Here is a 15,835-nt window from a genome sequence, read left to right on the forward strand (position 1 = left end):
CTATAAAACTCTTGATACATGTGCCTTGATACTTGATACTATCCCTCTCTATTTAACACTTACTTTAAGCTTCTTCTTATTATCAAAGGCTAAAATGTAGTTCCCTTTTTTCCAACCTTGTGTACTTATTTTTAGCTGTTGCTGATTGGGTTTTACCTTAACCTTAGTTTGCAGATTTCCATCCACGGCATAAACTTTTAGCATATTCACGCCAGTTAGTCCATTAAATTTTACATTCAACACCCCTTTGTTTGGGTTCGGATATACGCTAGGTCCCTTGGCTTTCTTTATCTGCTTTGCTGAAGAAGTGTTGCATTTAATACCATCCACATCAGGATACACTACCATTTTAGAGCCCAAATGCGTTCCACTAACATTAGCAGCGTCTGGTAGTTCAAGCTGAATTGTATAACATCCTTGCTTGCTGCCATCACAACCATTATTGGCATCGGAATTGTTTCGCACAACCGTAAGGGAATAACCATTGGTACTCTCGCCATCTAGGTTATCGTATTTGTTTGCATAAAGCTCATTTTGTAAATCGCAGCTATACAAAGTAAAATCCTTTGTTTTAACCTGGGCTCCTTTTCCTCCACTCACCTCAGTTATGGCATCTACAATAGAGTTACTACTAAAAGTACCCAAGTTATCTACCCCACCTTTTTTATCGTAAAACCCTGCAGCTACTTGCACTGCATTTGTTGAGTGGATGGCTTTAATGCCACTTACATCAATTACGCCCTGTTCTGCCCTATGTGGCGAGAGACACAAAGCAGCATCTCCCTTGCGCACCACAATATTACGACCAACTACCTGATCAATTGTAGCCTCTTTACTCTCTAGGGCACGGGTAAAACCCGATTCGATACGCAAAGTAATACCGCCCTCACCATCTAAATTTTTGAACAGGATGCGCTTACCGGCTCTAATTTGAACTACGCCATATCCCACATGGTTTTTATACGACACCACATCTTTAATGAGGCCTTGAGCTGGTATATCGCCTTCTACTCTACTTTGATCTTTACGCAGATTACACTCAATGTTAGAGTATACTGAGTAGCAATCAGAAAACGCAATACCCGATACCTTAAAATTATAGGCAGAGAGTACATCCATAAATTTTACACGAGAACCTTTATCACCAGTAAATTCCACTTTAAAGAAACTTTGTGAATCTGTATTGTCTTCATCCATATTTGTAAAAGCCACATTCTCCACATTAGTATTTCCACCAAACTGAAACATTATAATGTTGCGCGGTGCATTACCCCCGTACCAAGGTCGGAAGGTAACCTCTGAATTCACTTTAATGTGTACATTACTCAATACCTGCACTCCCCTCACATAAATGTAAGGTGCATTTTGCGGTTTATTAATTTGCAGGTAACCACCGCCTTGTTCTGATAAATTGCGGATAGCAGCACTAATTAATTCAGAATCATTACCATCATCTAAGCCCGACAAATTATCGATGACCTGTGTGTTATTAGGTATTTTATTCACATAGTAATCTGCCTCTTTATCGCTTAGGCGCTGCGCATGGGCTCCTATTATTCCGCTAATTATAAGCACTAGGCTTATGGTGATTGTTTTATAGATATGTTTCATATTTTTTGAATTAGTATCAAGATTCAAGTATCCAGACACAAGATTTATTTACTTCTTACCTTAGGATGACGCAATAGCGTATTACCAACTTTAATAATTATTCGCAACTAACAATTACCTAAGCACCTCGTCATTGCGACAAAGGAAGCAATCTCAAGACAAGCTGTTAACCCCTTATACTTCTATCTTGATACATACTACCTACCATATAACTGCCTTGAGATCGCCGCGTGCCTCGCGATGACGCAATATCGTTTTGGTACCTTGGAAAATCATCAACGATTACTTAAGACTAAACTTCATTTTCTTTTCCTTAGTAAAAGCGATTATATAATTTCCCTTCTCCCAACTTACAGTGCTAATACGGACCTCTTGCTCATTTTCTTTAAGTTTATGTTTTGTTTCAAAGCTTCCGCTTAGGGAATAAATTCTTAGTATCTCCACATTCTTTAAGCCGTTCAATTTTATTTTCAGCATATTTTCTTCAGCGTTTACGATAATCTTGGGCTGCTTTTCTTTTTTTGCCTTATCTGCAGCTGAAGTTTCGCAAGTATACTTTTGTACATTACTATAGCTAATCGGATCACTATGTAAGAAAGTACCACTGATTACTTCATCTTTGGGTAAATCTAATTGAATGGTATAACAGCCCATTGGTCTTTTACCTTCAGAAGAACAACCGTAATCGGGGTGCGATGAATATTCTACCACTGCCAACGATGTGGCATAAGAACTTTCTCCGTCAGGAGCTGTAGGAAAATTGTCCTTTAATTCTGTTTGCTGCTCACATTCAAACTGAGTGAAATATTTACTCTTAACCTGTGCCGTTTTCCCTCCTTCTACTTTTTTAAAATCGCCCACATACGAATCGCTACTAAAGGTCCCAAGGTTGTCAACCCCGCCTTTATTATCGTAAAAGCCATTGCCAATTTCCACAGCTGCCATTGAGTTGTAAGCACTAATACCACGTATATCAACCCAACCTTGCTTAATTCGGTGCGGCGACATAGATAAGGCTGATTTACCATTACGGATAGTTATATTTCGCCCCACGCATGCATCAATACTAGCATCTGCACTCAATACCTTCCGTGCAAAGCCCGATTCCATGCGCAAGGTAATACCACCCTCGCCATCCAGGTTCTTGAATAGAATACGCTTCCCTGCTCTGATTTGTACAATACCATATCCCACATGGTTGTTGTGCGATAATATATTTTTTATAATACCTTGAGTTGGTAAATCGCCTTCCTTAAGGCTTTGATCCCTGCGTAAATTACACTCTACATTTGAGTATACCGTGTTGGAATCGAAAAACTCCATACCCGATACTTTAAAGTTGTATGCCGATACGATATCAATAAACTTAACTCTATTACTTTTCCCTCCAGTTAATTCAACTTTAAAAAAAGTTTCCGGATCATTACTATCTTCCTCAAGGTTAGTGATGGCTACATTGCTGATATTCATCTTGCCACCCAAGGAAAACATAATCTTATTTCGAGGAACCTTATCGCCACCATTCCATAAACGGAATATTACATCTGGTTCAACCTTAATGTGCACATTACTCTGAAGGTTTACCTCTCGCACGTAAATGTATTTACTCTGTTTGGGCTTTTTTATTAGTAAAACCCCTCCTCCAGCTTTTGATAGTTTAGCAATAGCTTGATTCAATAATTGAGAGTCACCGCTATCCTCATTTCCCGATAGGTCATCGAGCACAATTACTTTATTGGGCATTTTATTAATATAGAAAGCAGCTTCCTTATCATTAACGTTTTTGGCATCAATATCATTAAAGCTTAATAAAATTAAAAGTGTTAGTACAATATTTTTCATAAGTAGATTGTTTTTTATCTCTGTTAAGAGTCTTCAAAATTCTTATGTAAATATCTCATCTTAATCGGTAAGGCATGTTCTTAGGGGTAATAAATGCAGAAGCACATCCTTCTCTCTATATATTTACTACCAGCGAGTTGCATTCATTGTTAATTAAAAGTAACAGCTAGGCATCTGCATTCTCAAAAGTACTTTTAAGCAGTTTATTGCTAATACGAGAAAAATTTAACGGGTATAAAAAAGCCCTCCAGACATGATAATCTAGAGGGCTCTTAAGTTCAAAATGATCCAAAAAAAATGGTTTGTATTATGGAAATACGATACCTGGCTGATTGTTTACATCGGCACTAGGAATATTGGCATTGTATTTTGTGTTTATGGCTTTAATAAATTCGTTGGCAAATAAGGCAGCCCCTTTCATTGAGGGATGCAATCCATCAAGAGAAAATACGTTACCGCTTACAAAAGTAGTTGTATATAAATTACCATCAACCAACAAACCGGTTTCAACAAGGCTATTGAACCATGTATTCATATCAGCTAAAGCCAAATTGCTAGCGGCAGTTTTAATAATTGCATTAAATGCTGTTGTAGCATCGGCAATACTTTTTAATTCAGAATCGGTTAACACTACCTCATCAGTTAAAGGAAGTACTTGTCCGGCTGGCCAAGAGGCTATTTCGCTTTGAGCCGATAATAACACTTTTTCTGTGGCATTCATTTGACGAATCTGTAATGGATAAGTAGCATCCTCAATAACAAAGGTATTAGGACCCTCAACAAAAGTAATGGTTGGCAAACCTAATAGTTCAGCATTGTTATTATAGTCCAATACCTGCTCATAATAATCATTTAAACCTTGCGCTTGTTCCGATGTTAAAACCAATGCATTATATGGCACTGTGGTAAAAAATGGCATTTTACTGATATCAGGAATGTTTGCTACTACTCCCATCGTATTATTGGCAGATAACATGGCAATGGCCCCATTTACTGACTCTGCAAAAGCATCTGTTGAAGTGATATCACCAGGCTCTAATCCTGACTCACTACCTACTCCACCATTACTCGCGTAATCTAGCACATCGTTAATACCAGCCCAATACACAAAAAAGCGGGGCTCGTTAACTAAAGCATCCTCCACGACAGTTGATGTACCCGGCATAGAAGCATAGCGACTATAAAAAGGATTAAAGTTGCCTTCACCTAAAGTTGGATCTCCCAATAATGGCGATACCAAATGAATGGCTTTAGCGCCAGGGACAGATACATTTGCAAAAGGAACATCTGCATTAACCCATTTACTTTGGTCACTTAATAAGCTTACATCACCTTCAGTCGGGACTGGAGACAATTCACCATCAACAATCTGAAGTACATACTTTCCATTTTGCATTGAACCAATGGACTTACCTGCTTCAATTAATGGTAGTTTGTTTAAGGTATTTCCTACGGCGGATAATTGCTTACTCAATATACCTCCAATGCCATTTTCTTGTCCTTCGGCATATAGCGCATTATCCATATAACCCGCTAAATACGAATCACCAACAACAACGGTTTTGGTAAAATCAGCACTTCCACTAGAAGCATTAAATTCTTTATCGGCTAACTCACAACTAAATAAACCTAAAGCAAGTAAACCTGTATATATTATATTCTTCATATATTTCTTTTCTATAAATTACTTATCAAACCACCGATACTAAAAAGCATAGTTAACACCTATACCAGGGATGAAAGCCTGTGAATTATAGGTACCGTAAAAATTAGCTGGCTCGTATCCGCCCTCGCGTTCTAAACCTTTAATGTATAACATTGAAGCATCTATCGATAGCTTCTCGTTAGCTCTAAAGGTAAAACCACAGGATAAACCAACTTTGTTTGCCCCCGGAGTTTCAGGATTCAATAAATGATCTTCGATTGGGGTTTGATCGTAGTAGGCACCTGCCATAATATCAAACTTTTCTGATAAAGCATATTCAGCACCCACACGGTATATCATCGTATTTTTATACTCACGCGGGTTCACTGATGTTGGAATCGTTTCTGAGGCAAATTCAAATACCAACTCTTCATAAGTGGACCAAAATACGTATTGGAAATCAGCCGCCAAAGTCAGCTTATCTCCAAGCTGATATCCTAAGCCCAATGTTAAGTTGGCCGGTAATGGCAACTCTGAATCGAAAGTAGTATTCGCAAATTGTCCCATTAAAGAATTTGGAATATTAGAGAAAGTAGCATCTCCTCCCTCCATTGTCATAGTAACTTCAGAACGATAGTTTAGACCTAGCGAGAACTTTTCACTGGCCTGATAAAATATACCTAAGTTATACCCAAAGGCAGTAGCTGTACCATTTAAGTTGGTACTTGCCTCTCCGTTTGCACCAGTAATTGGCAATGCTTTATTTAAATCAACACTACCTGCAACAATCATTGCACCTGCACCAATACCCAATTTTTCGTTTATTTGATAAGATACCGTTGGTTGAATAAAAAAGCTGCGCAAAGTAATGTCTTGAATTAAATAACGTCCATCCCAATCTTTCTCCCATGACAATCCATTACCATATGGTGTTGTTACGCTAAGACCAACAGCCCAACTATCGTTTAATTTAGCTGCTCCATAAAAATAAAAGGGTGTTCCTACCGGACTATTGGTTTGAGCACTATAATTACTTCCAGCTTTATTAAAATTAACGGTTGACATTACGAAACTAGCTCCCGCTGAAAAGTCGTAACTATTCTCCATCATGCTTAAAGCACCGGGATTGAAATGTATGGCACTAGCTCCGTTAACCAAACCTGTTCCGGTGTGGCCCATCGCCGTATTCTTTTGTCCTTGTAAATTTACTTGATATCCCTCCGCTTTTGATGTTAACATTACAGATGAAACAACAATGAGAGATAAATAACGCATCATAAGTGTTTTGCTTATGAATCTTTTTAAGCTTTTAATCATTCTTTATTCATTTTAGAATTCAGCTTGTTCAACGAATAAAGAAACGCTAGGTTCTGTTTTTGAGTGAATTATTGTTCATATCCTATGAAGATATATTCACTTTAGAGCACCACACTACCGTTAGTTCTAACTAACAATTGATTATACTGTAGCTACAAGAATAAATACATAAAAGCTAAAAGTCGTTCTTAAGAGAGGCGAAAACAAAAAAAAGCAGGAAACCCTTTAATAGGATTTCCTGCTTCATATATTTTTAGTATTAGCCTTTATTTCTATACTAGGCAAAACACAAGTAACTATTGCTAGATACTATTTATTCATTAAGTACTTTTTCAATTCTTGCATATCCGCTTTCATGCTAATGTTTTTTGCTTCACCATTCATGAAAGCTTGTAAACGAGTTGGCACTTCAACTTTTCGACCAATAACTGGTTCTACAACTTCAGGGAATTTAGCCGGGTGCGCTGTTTCTAAAAATACACCTACCTCAGTTTCCTCAAGATCATTTTCTAAAGCTTTAAAACCTGTAGCTCCGTGCGGATCAAGAATATATTTGTTATCAACATCTACGCGCTTAACCGTTTCTCTAATTTCTTCATCAGTAAAAGAATAACCCGTTAAGTTAGCTGTTACCTTTTTATGCTCGCTATCGTATAAATCCATTATACGAACAAAGTTACTTGGGTCTCCAACATCCATTGCATTAGCAATAGTTGCTTTCGACGGAGCCGGTTTATACTCTCCAGACTCTAAATATTGAGGAACTATATCGTTAATATTAGTGGCTGCAATAAAGCGTTTTACAGGCAAGCCCATGGTTTGCGCTACTAATCCGGCAGTTATATTTCCAAAGTTTCCGCTTGGCACACAAAAAACAAGGTCTTTAGTATTTCCTGCCTTTTTCATTTGTGCATAAGCATGATGGTAATAAATAGATTGCGGCAACAAACGTGCTAAATTAATTGAATTAGCAGAAGTTAGCGTTAAGGCTTCGTTGAGTTCTTTATCTAAGAAAGCCTGTTTAACCATGCGCTGGCAATCATCAAAAGTACCTTCTACTTCAATAGAAGTAATATTTTCTCCTAAAGTTGTAAACTGCTTTTCTTGCACCTCACTCACCAAGCCTTTAGGATACAATACAAATACCTTGATGCCTGGAACTTTGTAAAAACCATTTGCTACAGCACTTCCTGTATCACCCGATGTTGCAACAAGAATATTAATCTCTTTATCTTGCCCCTTAACAAAATGAGAAAGAATACGAGCCATAAAACGACCACCTACATCCTTAAATGCTAAAGTAGGTCCGTGCCATAACTCTAAAGAATAGATGTCGCCACAAACTTTAACCGTAGGCATTTCAAAACTTAAAGCATCTTCAACCAAAGCCTTAAAATCATCCTCTGGAATATCAGGACAAAAGAATGGTTTAAGAGCCATAAAGCCAATTTCGCTTAAGGTCATATTCTCAATATTGTCCATTGTTTCAGGATCAATTACAGGAATATACTCTGGCATATATAAACCATTATCGGCAGCTAAACCTTTTAATACAGCTTCCTTTAAGGATACTTTTACCGATGGCGAATTTGTACTATAGAATTTCATCTTGTTGTTATTTGAGTTGTGCTAAAGTAGTCAATTTTCAAAGACTACTTTAGCACTATAAATTTTGTCTGTTATAATTTAATTATGCATCGCTCAAAAGCAATTGCATAAATTCGGGTCCGTATAAAGTACCAAAAGCTCCTTTTTTAGCAGCATCCTCGTTGTACTCATTTACATCATCGGGCTTTTGACCCGGCTTTGAAATTAAGAATGGAACTGCATCACGCGTATGCGTTCTTAAAGCACAAGGTGTTGGATGATCGGGTAATAAAGCAATCGTCACATCTTCGTCCATTTTCTCCACTTCCTCAAGCACATATTTTACAACACGCTGATCTAAAGACTCAATGGTTTGTGTCTTTAATTTCCAATCGCCTTCATGACCTGCTTCATCACTAGCCTCAATGTGTAAAAATACATATTGATTCTCTTTTAAAGCTTTTATTGCAGCCTCTGCTTTTCCTTCGTAGTTTGTATCATACAATCCTGTTGAACCAGGAACATGCACGCCTTCTAATCCGGCATAAGCACCTAAACCATAAATTAAGTCTACTGCTGAAATTACCACACCCGACTCAACACCATAAAGCTCCTTAAGCGTTGGCATATCAGGCGTATTCCCAGCCGACCAAGGCCATATCATATCTGCTGCGGGTTTCCCTGCTGCTCTTCTTTTCACATTAACTGGATGATCTTTTAGTAATTCCTTCGATTTAAGCATTAAATCAATTACGATATCCACTGTAGATTGCGCCGCCTCATTTTTAGCACTTGGCAACACATCCTTAAATGGAGTTCCAGGAACATCGTGAGGAGGAACACAGTTAATTTGATCACTACCACCATCAATTACCATTAAGTGACGATAACTAACCCCTGCGTAAAAACGGTTTTTCTCATCACCCAATTTCTCATGGAGAAACTCCATAATCTCTTTGGCCTCTTCCGTTGAAATATGTCCTGCTGAGTGGTTCAGTACTTTTTCATCCTCAATAGAAATCAAGTTACAACGAAATACTAAATCTGTTAATGAAGTCTTCACTCCCATTGAAGCCGCCTCAAGCACTCCTCTACCGCGATAGTATTTTTCGGCATCGTAACCCATTACCATCATATTAGCAACTTCACTTCCCGGATGTAAGCTTGCTGGCACTGTATCTAGTAAACCCGATACAGCACTTTTTGCTAATTGATCAATATATGGAGTCTTAGCTGCCATTAACGGAGTTTTACCTCCTAACTCTTCCAAAGGCTCATCTGAAGCCCCATCTGATAATATTACTAGATATTTCATAAATCTCTGTTTAAGTAATTCCTGACATTAGTCATATTCTATTGCTAAGAAACCACGATTTAAACACTTGGTTCTATCAGGAATTGTTAAAAACTAATAATTATTTATTAGCCACTTTAATGATATCGGCAAAAACACCTGCTGCAGTAACATCTGCACCTGCACCATAACCCTTAATTTGCATTGGATGTTCTTTATAGTGCTCCGAGTTAATTAAGATAATGTTGTTACTTCCCTCTAAATCGTAGAATGGATGCGCTTGGTCAACTTCAATGAAACCAACTTCAGCTTTACCATCTTCTAACTTAGCTCCGTAACGTAGTCTTTTTCCTTCGCTAACTAAACGCTTACGTTGTACTTCAAAACTGTCGTTTAGTTTCACAACCTCTTTCATAAACACATCTAATGATGGTGCATCCATATACTCTTGAGGTACAAAAGGAGTCACTTTAATATCACTCTGCTCCATTGCATAACCTGCTTCACGCGCTAAGATTAGTATCTTACGAACCACATCAGTTCCACTTAAATCAATACGTGGATCAGGCTCACTAAACCCCTTATCTTTAGCCTCTTGAATAACAGCAGATAATGGTTTATCCTCGCCTAATGTATTTACGATATAGTTTAAGGTACCCGATAATACAGCCTCTAGTTTTAATATTTTATCACCACTCATTACTAAATCACGTAATGGTGCAATAATTGGCAAACCAGCGCCCACATTTGTCTCAAACAAGAATTTAACACCTTTGCTTAAAGCAGTTGCTTTTAGTTTTTGGTATAATGAATATTCTGAAGAGCTAGCAATTTTATTAGCCGTTACAACTGATACGTTGGCATTTAACACATCATAATACAACTCAGAAATAATTTGATTGGCTGTACAATCAACCATCACACTATTGGCCAAGTTATATTCTATCACTCGTTGCTTAAATACATCTAAATTAGCCTCTTCTCCACGCTCCATTAATTCCGAAGTAATTGATTTTGCATCAATACCCTGTTTATCAAAAAGCATTTTTCTACTATTGGTTATACCGGCAATTCGTATTTTAAGCTTGTTTTCTTTTAGTAATGTTTCTGATTGATTTTTTAACTTCTCAATCAACATATTACCCACTGTTCCTGTACCTACTAAAAATAGATTTAATACAGTATAGTGCGATAAGAAGAAAGCCTCATGTGCTACATTTAATCCTTTTTTAAGATCCTTCTCTTTAACAACAAAAGAAATATTTAACTCTGATGCTCCCTGTGCAATAGCGAAGATATTAATACCATTGCGTCCCATGCTATTAAATAGTTTAGCTGAGATACCAGTGGTATGTTTCATGTTTTCGCCCACAATAGCGATAACAGACATATCCTTTTCTACAGAGATGTTGTTAATTTGATTTAAGGCAACTTCTGCTGCAAACTCTTCTTGTAATAACTCAACTGCTCTATTGGCAATGCTTGATTCAATTACCACGCTAATAGAATTCTCTGAAGAAGCCTGAGAAATTAATATAACGTTGATATCATCCTTAGCTAAGGATTTAAACAAACGCATTGAAATACCAGTAACACCAATCATACCAATACCTTGTACCGTTAATAACGACACATCGCTGATAGATGAGATACCTTTAATCTTTTTATCTTTTATAATTTCCTTTTCATCGTTAATTAAAGTACCAACAGCCTCAGGGTTAAAGGTATTTTTAATACGAATTGGAATTTTCTTTTTAAATACGGGTAATATTGTTGGAGGGTAAATGACTTTAGCTCCAAAATGCGATAACTCCATAGCTTCAGAATAACTTAACTGATCAATACAGTAAGCTCTACTGATAATACGAGGATCAGCCGTCATAAAACCGTTCACATCAGTCCAAATCTCAAGTACTGAAGCATCGTATGTTGCAGCTAAAATAGAGGCTGTATAATCTGAACCTCCTCTACCTAGAGTTGTTAATTCTTTATTTTTATTTGTTGCCACAAAACCAGGGAATACAGATACATCTCCTAATTTATCTTTAATGGTATTCAAATTTTCTGCTGTTAAATCATAGTCTACAGAATCTTTACCATACACTTCGTTTGTTATAATATATTTTTGCGACTCAAATAAAGTAGCTCCAGAAATATACTCAGCAACAATAAATGATGATAAGCGCTCGCCAAAACTAGTAATTATAGCTTCACTTTTACGTGTGATCTCCTTTAACATGTAAACACCTTTAATAATAGTGCTTACCTCATCAAATAATTGATCCACCTTATATTTAATTCCCTGAGCAATTTCAAGTGTAAATAAATCACTAATAATAGTATAGTGCTTTTCTTTTACATCACTTAAAATATCGAAACAAAAATTGTCTCCAATCTTAGCTAAGTTGGCAGCATTGATAAACTCATCTGTTACTCCACCTACAGCAGAAACAACAACTACAACTTGCTCACTCTGCGAATCTATAATACTCTTTACCTGCTTTATACTATCAGATGATCCTACTGATGTACCGCCAAATTTTAATACCTTCATTTACATTTGATTTAGGTATGAGAATAGCTACAATTCTATATCTCATTATCATTTTAACCTCAACTAAGAGATTGTATTTATTAATTTTTGAAAACTAAATAGTTAAAGAAATAACTACCTTAACCTTGTGCAAAATCTAACTTTGTTAAGTTTATACAACAAGGAGATAATTGATTACTTTCATCAATTATCTTTTTTTTGAGAGAATAATTAATAGCACCCCCAAGGGGTGATAAATGATTTAAGTATGATATGGTAATAGTTATAAACCATAAGTAACAGTTGACATATTTCTATTAAATTATATTGCAAAAATAGAGTTTTATTTTAATTCGCAAAATAGACATATGATATTTCGCAGTTTTTATACATAAATTAAGAATTGAAATTACATTAATAAACAATTTGGTTTGCTGAAATGAGCCCATAAAAAAATTGCACTTAACGCTTAAGTGCAATTTTAAAGATATTGTGTGACTTAAATATTTATTTTGCGTGAAACACCAAAAGTGGTGTTGTTGAGTGAAATAACATCTTTTTTGCCACTGATGGATTTAATAAACGAGTTATAAGGTTTCGTTTGTAAGTGGTAAATGACAGTACGTTGATTTTTTTCTCTTGAACGAAATCTTCAATACCCAACCAGAAATCATCATTTTGAATCATCTCAAAATTAATTTCTCCCTCTAGTTTTTTCTTGGTGTAATTTTCAAGATGCTCCATTTTAATCCTATTCTTATCTAAATCGGATTCCTTCGTCACGTGAGCACAAGTAATATTTGCGTTTAATGGATTTAATATTTTTAATAGCTTTTCTAATGCTAGATAATCGGGCTCTTCAAAAATTGCGAGATAAGCAAAACTTAATAATTGGTCTATCCCTTTATAATCAAACTTTTCAGGCACAGCTAATACTGGCACTTTGGCCATTTCAATTATTTCGGCTGTTACACTACCTATTAAATCAACCACCTTTTTATCGGCCCCTCTGGTTCCCATCACAAGTATTGAGGGCTTATATTCATCGGCATAATTTAGAATTTCATATTCTGCTACACCTCTCTGAATGGAAGTTTTAACGCTTACACCCTTAATATCTTCCTTTTCAATCTTTTCTTCTAGGCGATTTTTGCACTTCTCCATCTTAGCTTCGCTCTCCACTCGTAAACTCATACTGAGCTCTTCGGCATTAACATCGTACATGTTTGTGTCGCCAAAGTTAAGTGCACTACCTAAAGGACTGAAATAACAATTGAAAAGGGTAATCTCCCCTTTAATTTTACAAACCCAATCGAAGGCAATATCAATAGCCTTATTAGAATACTCAGAAAAGTCGATTGGTACTAGAATCTTGAAGTCTGATTTATAATCAGGGATAGCATTATGCTTATCGGAATACTCTACCTCCCGTAGAGCATCAAAAATACCAATGGCCGTTTCAAAATCAGCTTCATTGATATTTATTTTTACACCTGTGGATATGGCTCCTTGAATTAAGTTAACATGCTCTAAAAAACAACTTACTCCATCATTATCTAATAATGATTTTATTAATTGAGCCTTTTCGTAAGTAACCGTTGCTAAAGTTATTATTTTATCACTCATCTCGTAAGGTTTTTATATTTATAAATTACAGCTTTAATTTACCATAATTTTTACAGAAAAGCCATTTTGAGATGAGGATTTTAAGCTATTAATTAATATTTAGAACCACTATAAAATTGATGTGATTTAATGGATGGGTTATATTGAAGTTGTTTTACAGATTTTAAACTTACCACTTTATCGCCTTGGGCATAGTTTACTTCATCTAAGAAGTATAATTCCCCAATCTTTTTGTATGAAGATTCCATAGTAAATGAAACCTCTTTTTTTGCTGCATCGGCAGAGGCCATAAAGGTATTACCAAACATTACAGACTTACCTTTTGTAACTGAAACTGTATTTTTTAAAATGGCATAATTTTCTTTTGATATAATTATAGTACCATTATATTTTTCTACATCCGTACAAGCTGTATTGGCAATAGTAGGTTTTAAGCAATTGTAAGTTATTACCCAAACTGAATCATTATTGTAAACAGATTCTTCTTTTATATTAATATCAAAATCATCAATAGTCTTTAATGATAGTACATTACCAGTTACCCTAACAACATCTCCTAATAATAGATACTCCATCCAATTAACCCCTTCTTTTAATATAGGGTGCGAATCCTTATCTTTCACTTCATCAAATTGATAAGATCGGCTCTTGTAACTTTCTGTATAGGAACGATTAGTATAAGCAAACTCATCATGCACAGCCACCTTACGAATAGATTTATTTTTATCATACAACCCTTCATTCGCAGAGTAATCATATTCTATTGCAAATGAATTTTGCGGATAATTTTCTGCAACCAAATTAGATGCTGTTCTAATTATTCCGTAGGCTATTTTTGATTTAGCTTTAATATCCACTTCTGAAATACCATAGTTTGTAGGAGCTAGTAACACCTTTAAATCTGTAGCCGATAACCACTCTCCTACTTTTACAGTTTTAGGCTTAAATCCAACCGCAGAAATTCGAATGGTATTATCAGATAAGTTTTCTGATAGCTCTAACATAAACTTTCCCTCAAAATCACTAGCTGCACCTAAATATGTTCCTTCAATACCAATGTTAGCAAACTCCACAGGAGTGTTTGTTTCAGCATTATATATTACACCTTTCACTTCAGTAGTTTGACTATTTGCCCATACTGACAATAAGCAAAACGCAATTGTGGATAATATCTTTCTCATGGTAAATCAATTTATATTAAAGTAGCAATTTTGCATTGTTACTATCTAATTAACTATTTAGTTCCGCTAAAGTAAATAATAAAAACATTTATTAAATAATAATTCCAAAATGTATTCAATGATACCTAAGAATTTTCTTACTTTTGGTTCTCTTCTCAAAAATGAAAGTTATGAATATTAAAAAATTATATGTTTTTATAGCCTTACCTTTTTTATTTCAAGGCTGCATTGTTTCTAAAAAGAAATACGACGAGGTTGTTCTTAAAAATACTAGCCTAAATAAAAAGCTTAAGGAGGCAAATGGCGAGAATAAGGATTTAAAGAGCAAGCTTAATATTAATATTACTGATTTTGAAGAAATGAAGACTGAGCTTCATTTAAGCAATGCTGTTATGAGTGATGAAATGAGTGACCTATTGATTAAGGTAACACAACTTTCTGACGATAATGATAAACTAAAATCAGATTTAGATAAAACCAAAGCGCTTTATAGCTCACAACAAAAAAGCTCACTTTCGGCTGAAGATCAGATAAAGAAACTACAAACAAACAACAATAAGTTAAAAAGAGATACTGCTAGTATTAAGTATGCCCTTAAATTAAGTAATGAACGTTTTGCCAAACTTGAAAGCGAACTTGCTGTTCAGAAAGACAAATACTATACATTAAGTACTCAAAAGAAAGAATCAGACAAAGATTTACTTGTGCAAAAACAAAAGTTAGCTTCATTTGAACAAGAACTAGTAAAAAATAAAGAAAAACTTGAAGTTATTTCAAAATCATTGGTTGATTTGCGCAAAGAAATGTTATCGGCAAAAGGTGATAATATAATCCTTGACCCAAATAAAAACAAGAATATAGATAAAATGGCGAAGGAATTAGGCCATTATTAAAGAATAGTAAGAATATTACAAATTGTAAGCAGAATTTATTTCAGTATTGAAATGAATTCTGCTTTTTTTATGCATTTTACAACGAACCCCTATTTTTTATACACACATTGCCCATTAAAAGTATTATTTATATTTAACACCCTATACTTTTTCGTTAGGCACCCCATATTTAGCAACTTACTTTCACCTCCCCCTAAATTACACCTCCTTTCAATTAGTAAGTACAACTGCCTTTTTTGTAATAAATCGTAAATATTTATTGCATTTATAAATGAAATGTATACTTTTACACATGTTTTATTGACA

At 35.4% G+C, this 15,835-nt stretch carries 10 protein-coding genes; 1 reads left to right on the plus strand and 9 read right to left on the minus strand.

Annotation, left to right across the window (positions count from 1 at the left end; translation table 11 throughout):
* Positions 1 to 48: 48 nt before the first annotated feature.
* The 9 genes from A8B35_RS06755 to A8B35_RS06795 form a co-directional block, all read right to left on the minus strand.
* The gene (locus A8B35_RS06755; protein WP_068471829.1) at positions 49 to 1,611 is read right to left on the minus strand and encodes a T9SS type A sorting domain-containing protein; all 1,563 of its coding nucleotides are present in this window, start codon (positions 1,609 to 1,611) and stop codon (positions 49 to 51) included.
* Between the two features lie 282 nt (positions 1,612 to 1,893).
* Positions 1,894 to 3,453, minus strand: coding sequence for a hypothetical protein (locus A8B35_RS06760; RefSeq protein ID WP_068471831.1), 1,560 nt, complete (start codon positions 3,451 to 3,453; stop codon positions 1,894 to 1,896).
* A gap of 307 nt (positions 3,454 to 3,760) precedes the next feature.
* Positions 3,761 to 5,119, minus strand: coding sequence for an SGNH/GDSL hydrolase family protein (locus tag A8B35_RS06765; protein ID WP_068471833.1), 1,359 nt, complete (start codon positions 5,117 to 5,119; stop codon positions 3,761 to 3,763).
* A gap of 39 nt (positions 5,120 to 5,158) precedes the next feature.
* The gene (locus tag A8B35_RS06770) at positions 5,159 to 6,415 is read right to left on the minus strand and encodes an OmpP1/FadL family transporter (RefSeq protein WP_245820774.1); all 1,257 of its coding nucleotides are present in this window, start codon (positions 6,413 to 6,415) and stop codon (positions 5,159 to 5,161) included.
* Between the two features lie 309 nt (positions 6,416 to 6,724).
* Entirely contained in the window at positions 6,725 to 8,023 is a 1,299-nt protein-coding gene (gene thrC / locus A8B35_RS06775; RefSeq protein WP_068471835.1) for a threonine synthase, read from the minus strand.
* An 82-nt stretch (positions 8,024 to 8,105) separates the two neighbouring features.
* On the minus strand, positions 8,106 to 9,317 hold the full coding sequence (locus tag A8B35_RS06780) for a cofactor-independent phosphoglycerate mutase (RefSeq protein ID WP_068471837.1): 1,212 nt from the start codon (positions 9,315 to 9,317) through the stop codon (positions 8,106 to 8,108).
* 100 nt (positions 9,318 to 9,417) lie between these two features.
* Complete coding sequence (gene thrA / locus A8B35_RS06785) at positions 9,418 to 11,850, minus strand: bifunctional aspartate kinase/homoserine dehydrogenase I (protein ID WP_068471839.1); 2,433 nt, start codon at positions 11,848 to 11,850, stop codon at positions 9,418 to 9,420.
* A gap of 486 nt (positions 11,851 to 12,336) precedes the next feature.
* Complete coding sequence (locus A8B35_RS06790) at positions 12,337 to 13,455, minus strand: universal stress protein (protein WP_068471840.1); 1,119 nt, start codon at positions 13,453 to 13,455, stop codon at positions 12,337 to 12,339.
* A 92-nt stretch (positions 13,456 to 13,547) separates the two neighbouring features.
* Complete coding sequence (locus A8B35_RS06795) at positions 13,548 to 14,636, minus strand: carboxypeptidase-like regulatory domain-containing protein (protein WP_068471842.1); 1,089 nt, start codon at positions 14,634 to 14,636, stop codon at positions 13,548 to 13,550.
* A gap of 170 nt (positions 14,637 to 14,806) precedes the next feature.
* Here A8B35_RS06795 and A8B35_RS06800 point away from each other — a divergent pair, with 170 nt between their 5' ends.
* Complete coding sequence (locus A8B35_RS06800; protein WP_075602592.1) at positions 14,807 to 15,529, plus strand: hypothetical protein; 723 nt, start codon at positions 14,807 to 14,809, stop codon at positions 15,527 to 15,529.
* Positions 15,530 to 15,835: the final 306 nt, after the last annotated feature.

Source organism: Saccharicrinis aurantiacus (assembly GCF_001660705.2).
Classification (GTDB): Bacteria; Bacteroidota; Bacteroidia; order Bacteroidales; family Marinilabiliaceae; genus Saccharicrinis; species Saccharicrinis aurantiacus.

Bases quoted from the DNA above. Each gene is read 5' to 3' on its own strand.
- A8B35_RS06755 (WP_068471829.1), bottom strand. From the start codon at position 1,611: ATGAAACATATCTATAAAACAATCACCATAAGCCTAGTGCTTATAATT.
- A8B35_RS06760 (WP_068471831.1), bottom strand. From the start codon at position 3,453: ATGAAAAATATTGTACTAACACTTTTAATTTTATTAAGCTTTAATGAT.
- A8B35_RS06765 (WP_068471833.1), bottom strand. From the start codon at position 5,119: ATGAAGAATATAATATATACAGGTTTACTTGCTTTAGGTTTATTTAGT.
- A8B35_RS06770 (WP_245820774.1), bottom strand. From the start codon at position 6,415: ATGATTAAAAGCTTAAAAAGATTCATAAGCAAAACACTTATGATGCGT.
- thrC (WP_068471835.1), bottom strand. From the start codon at position 8,023: ATGAAATTCTATAGTACAAATTCGCCATCGGTAAAAGTATCCTTAAAG.
- A8B35_RS06780 (WP_068471837.1), bottom strand. From the start codon at position 9,317: ATGAAATATCTAGTAATATTATCAGATGGGGCTTCAGATGAGCCTTTG.
- thrA (WP_068471839.1), bottom strand. From the start codon at position 11,850: ATGAAGGTATTAAAATTTGGCGGTACATCAGTAGGATCATCTGATAGT.
- A8B35_RS06790 (WP_068471840.1), bottom strand. From the start codon at position 13,455: ATGAGTGATAAAATAATAACTTTAGCAACGGTTACTTACGAAAAGGCT.
- A8B35_RS06795 (WP_068471842.1), bottom strand. From the start codon at position 14,636: ATGAGAAAGATATTATCCACAATTGCGTTTTGCTTATTGTCAGTATGG.
- A8B35_RS06800 (WP_075602592.1), top strand. From the start codon at position 14,807: ATGAATATTAAAAAATTATATGTTTTTATAGCCTTACCTTTTTTATTT.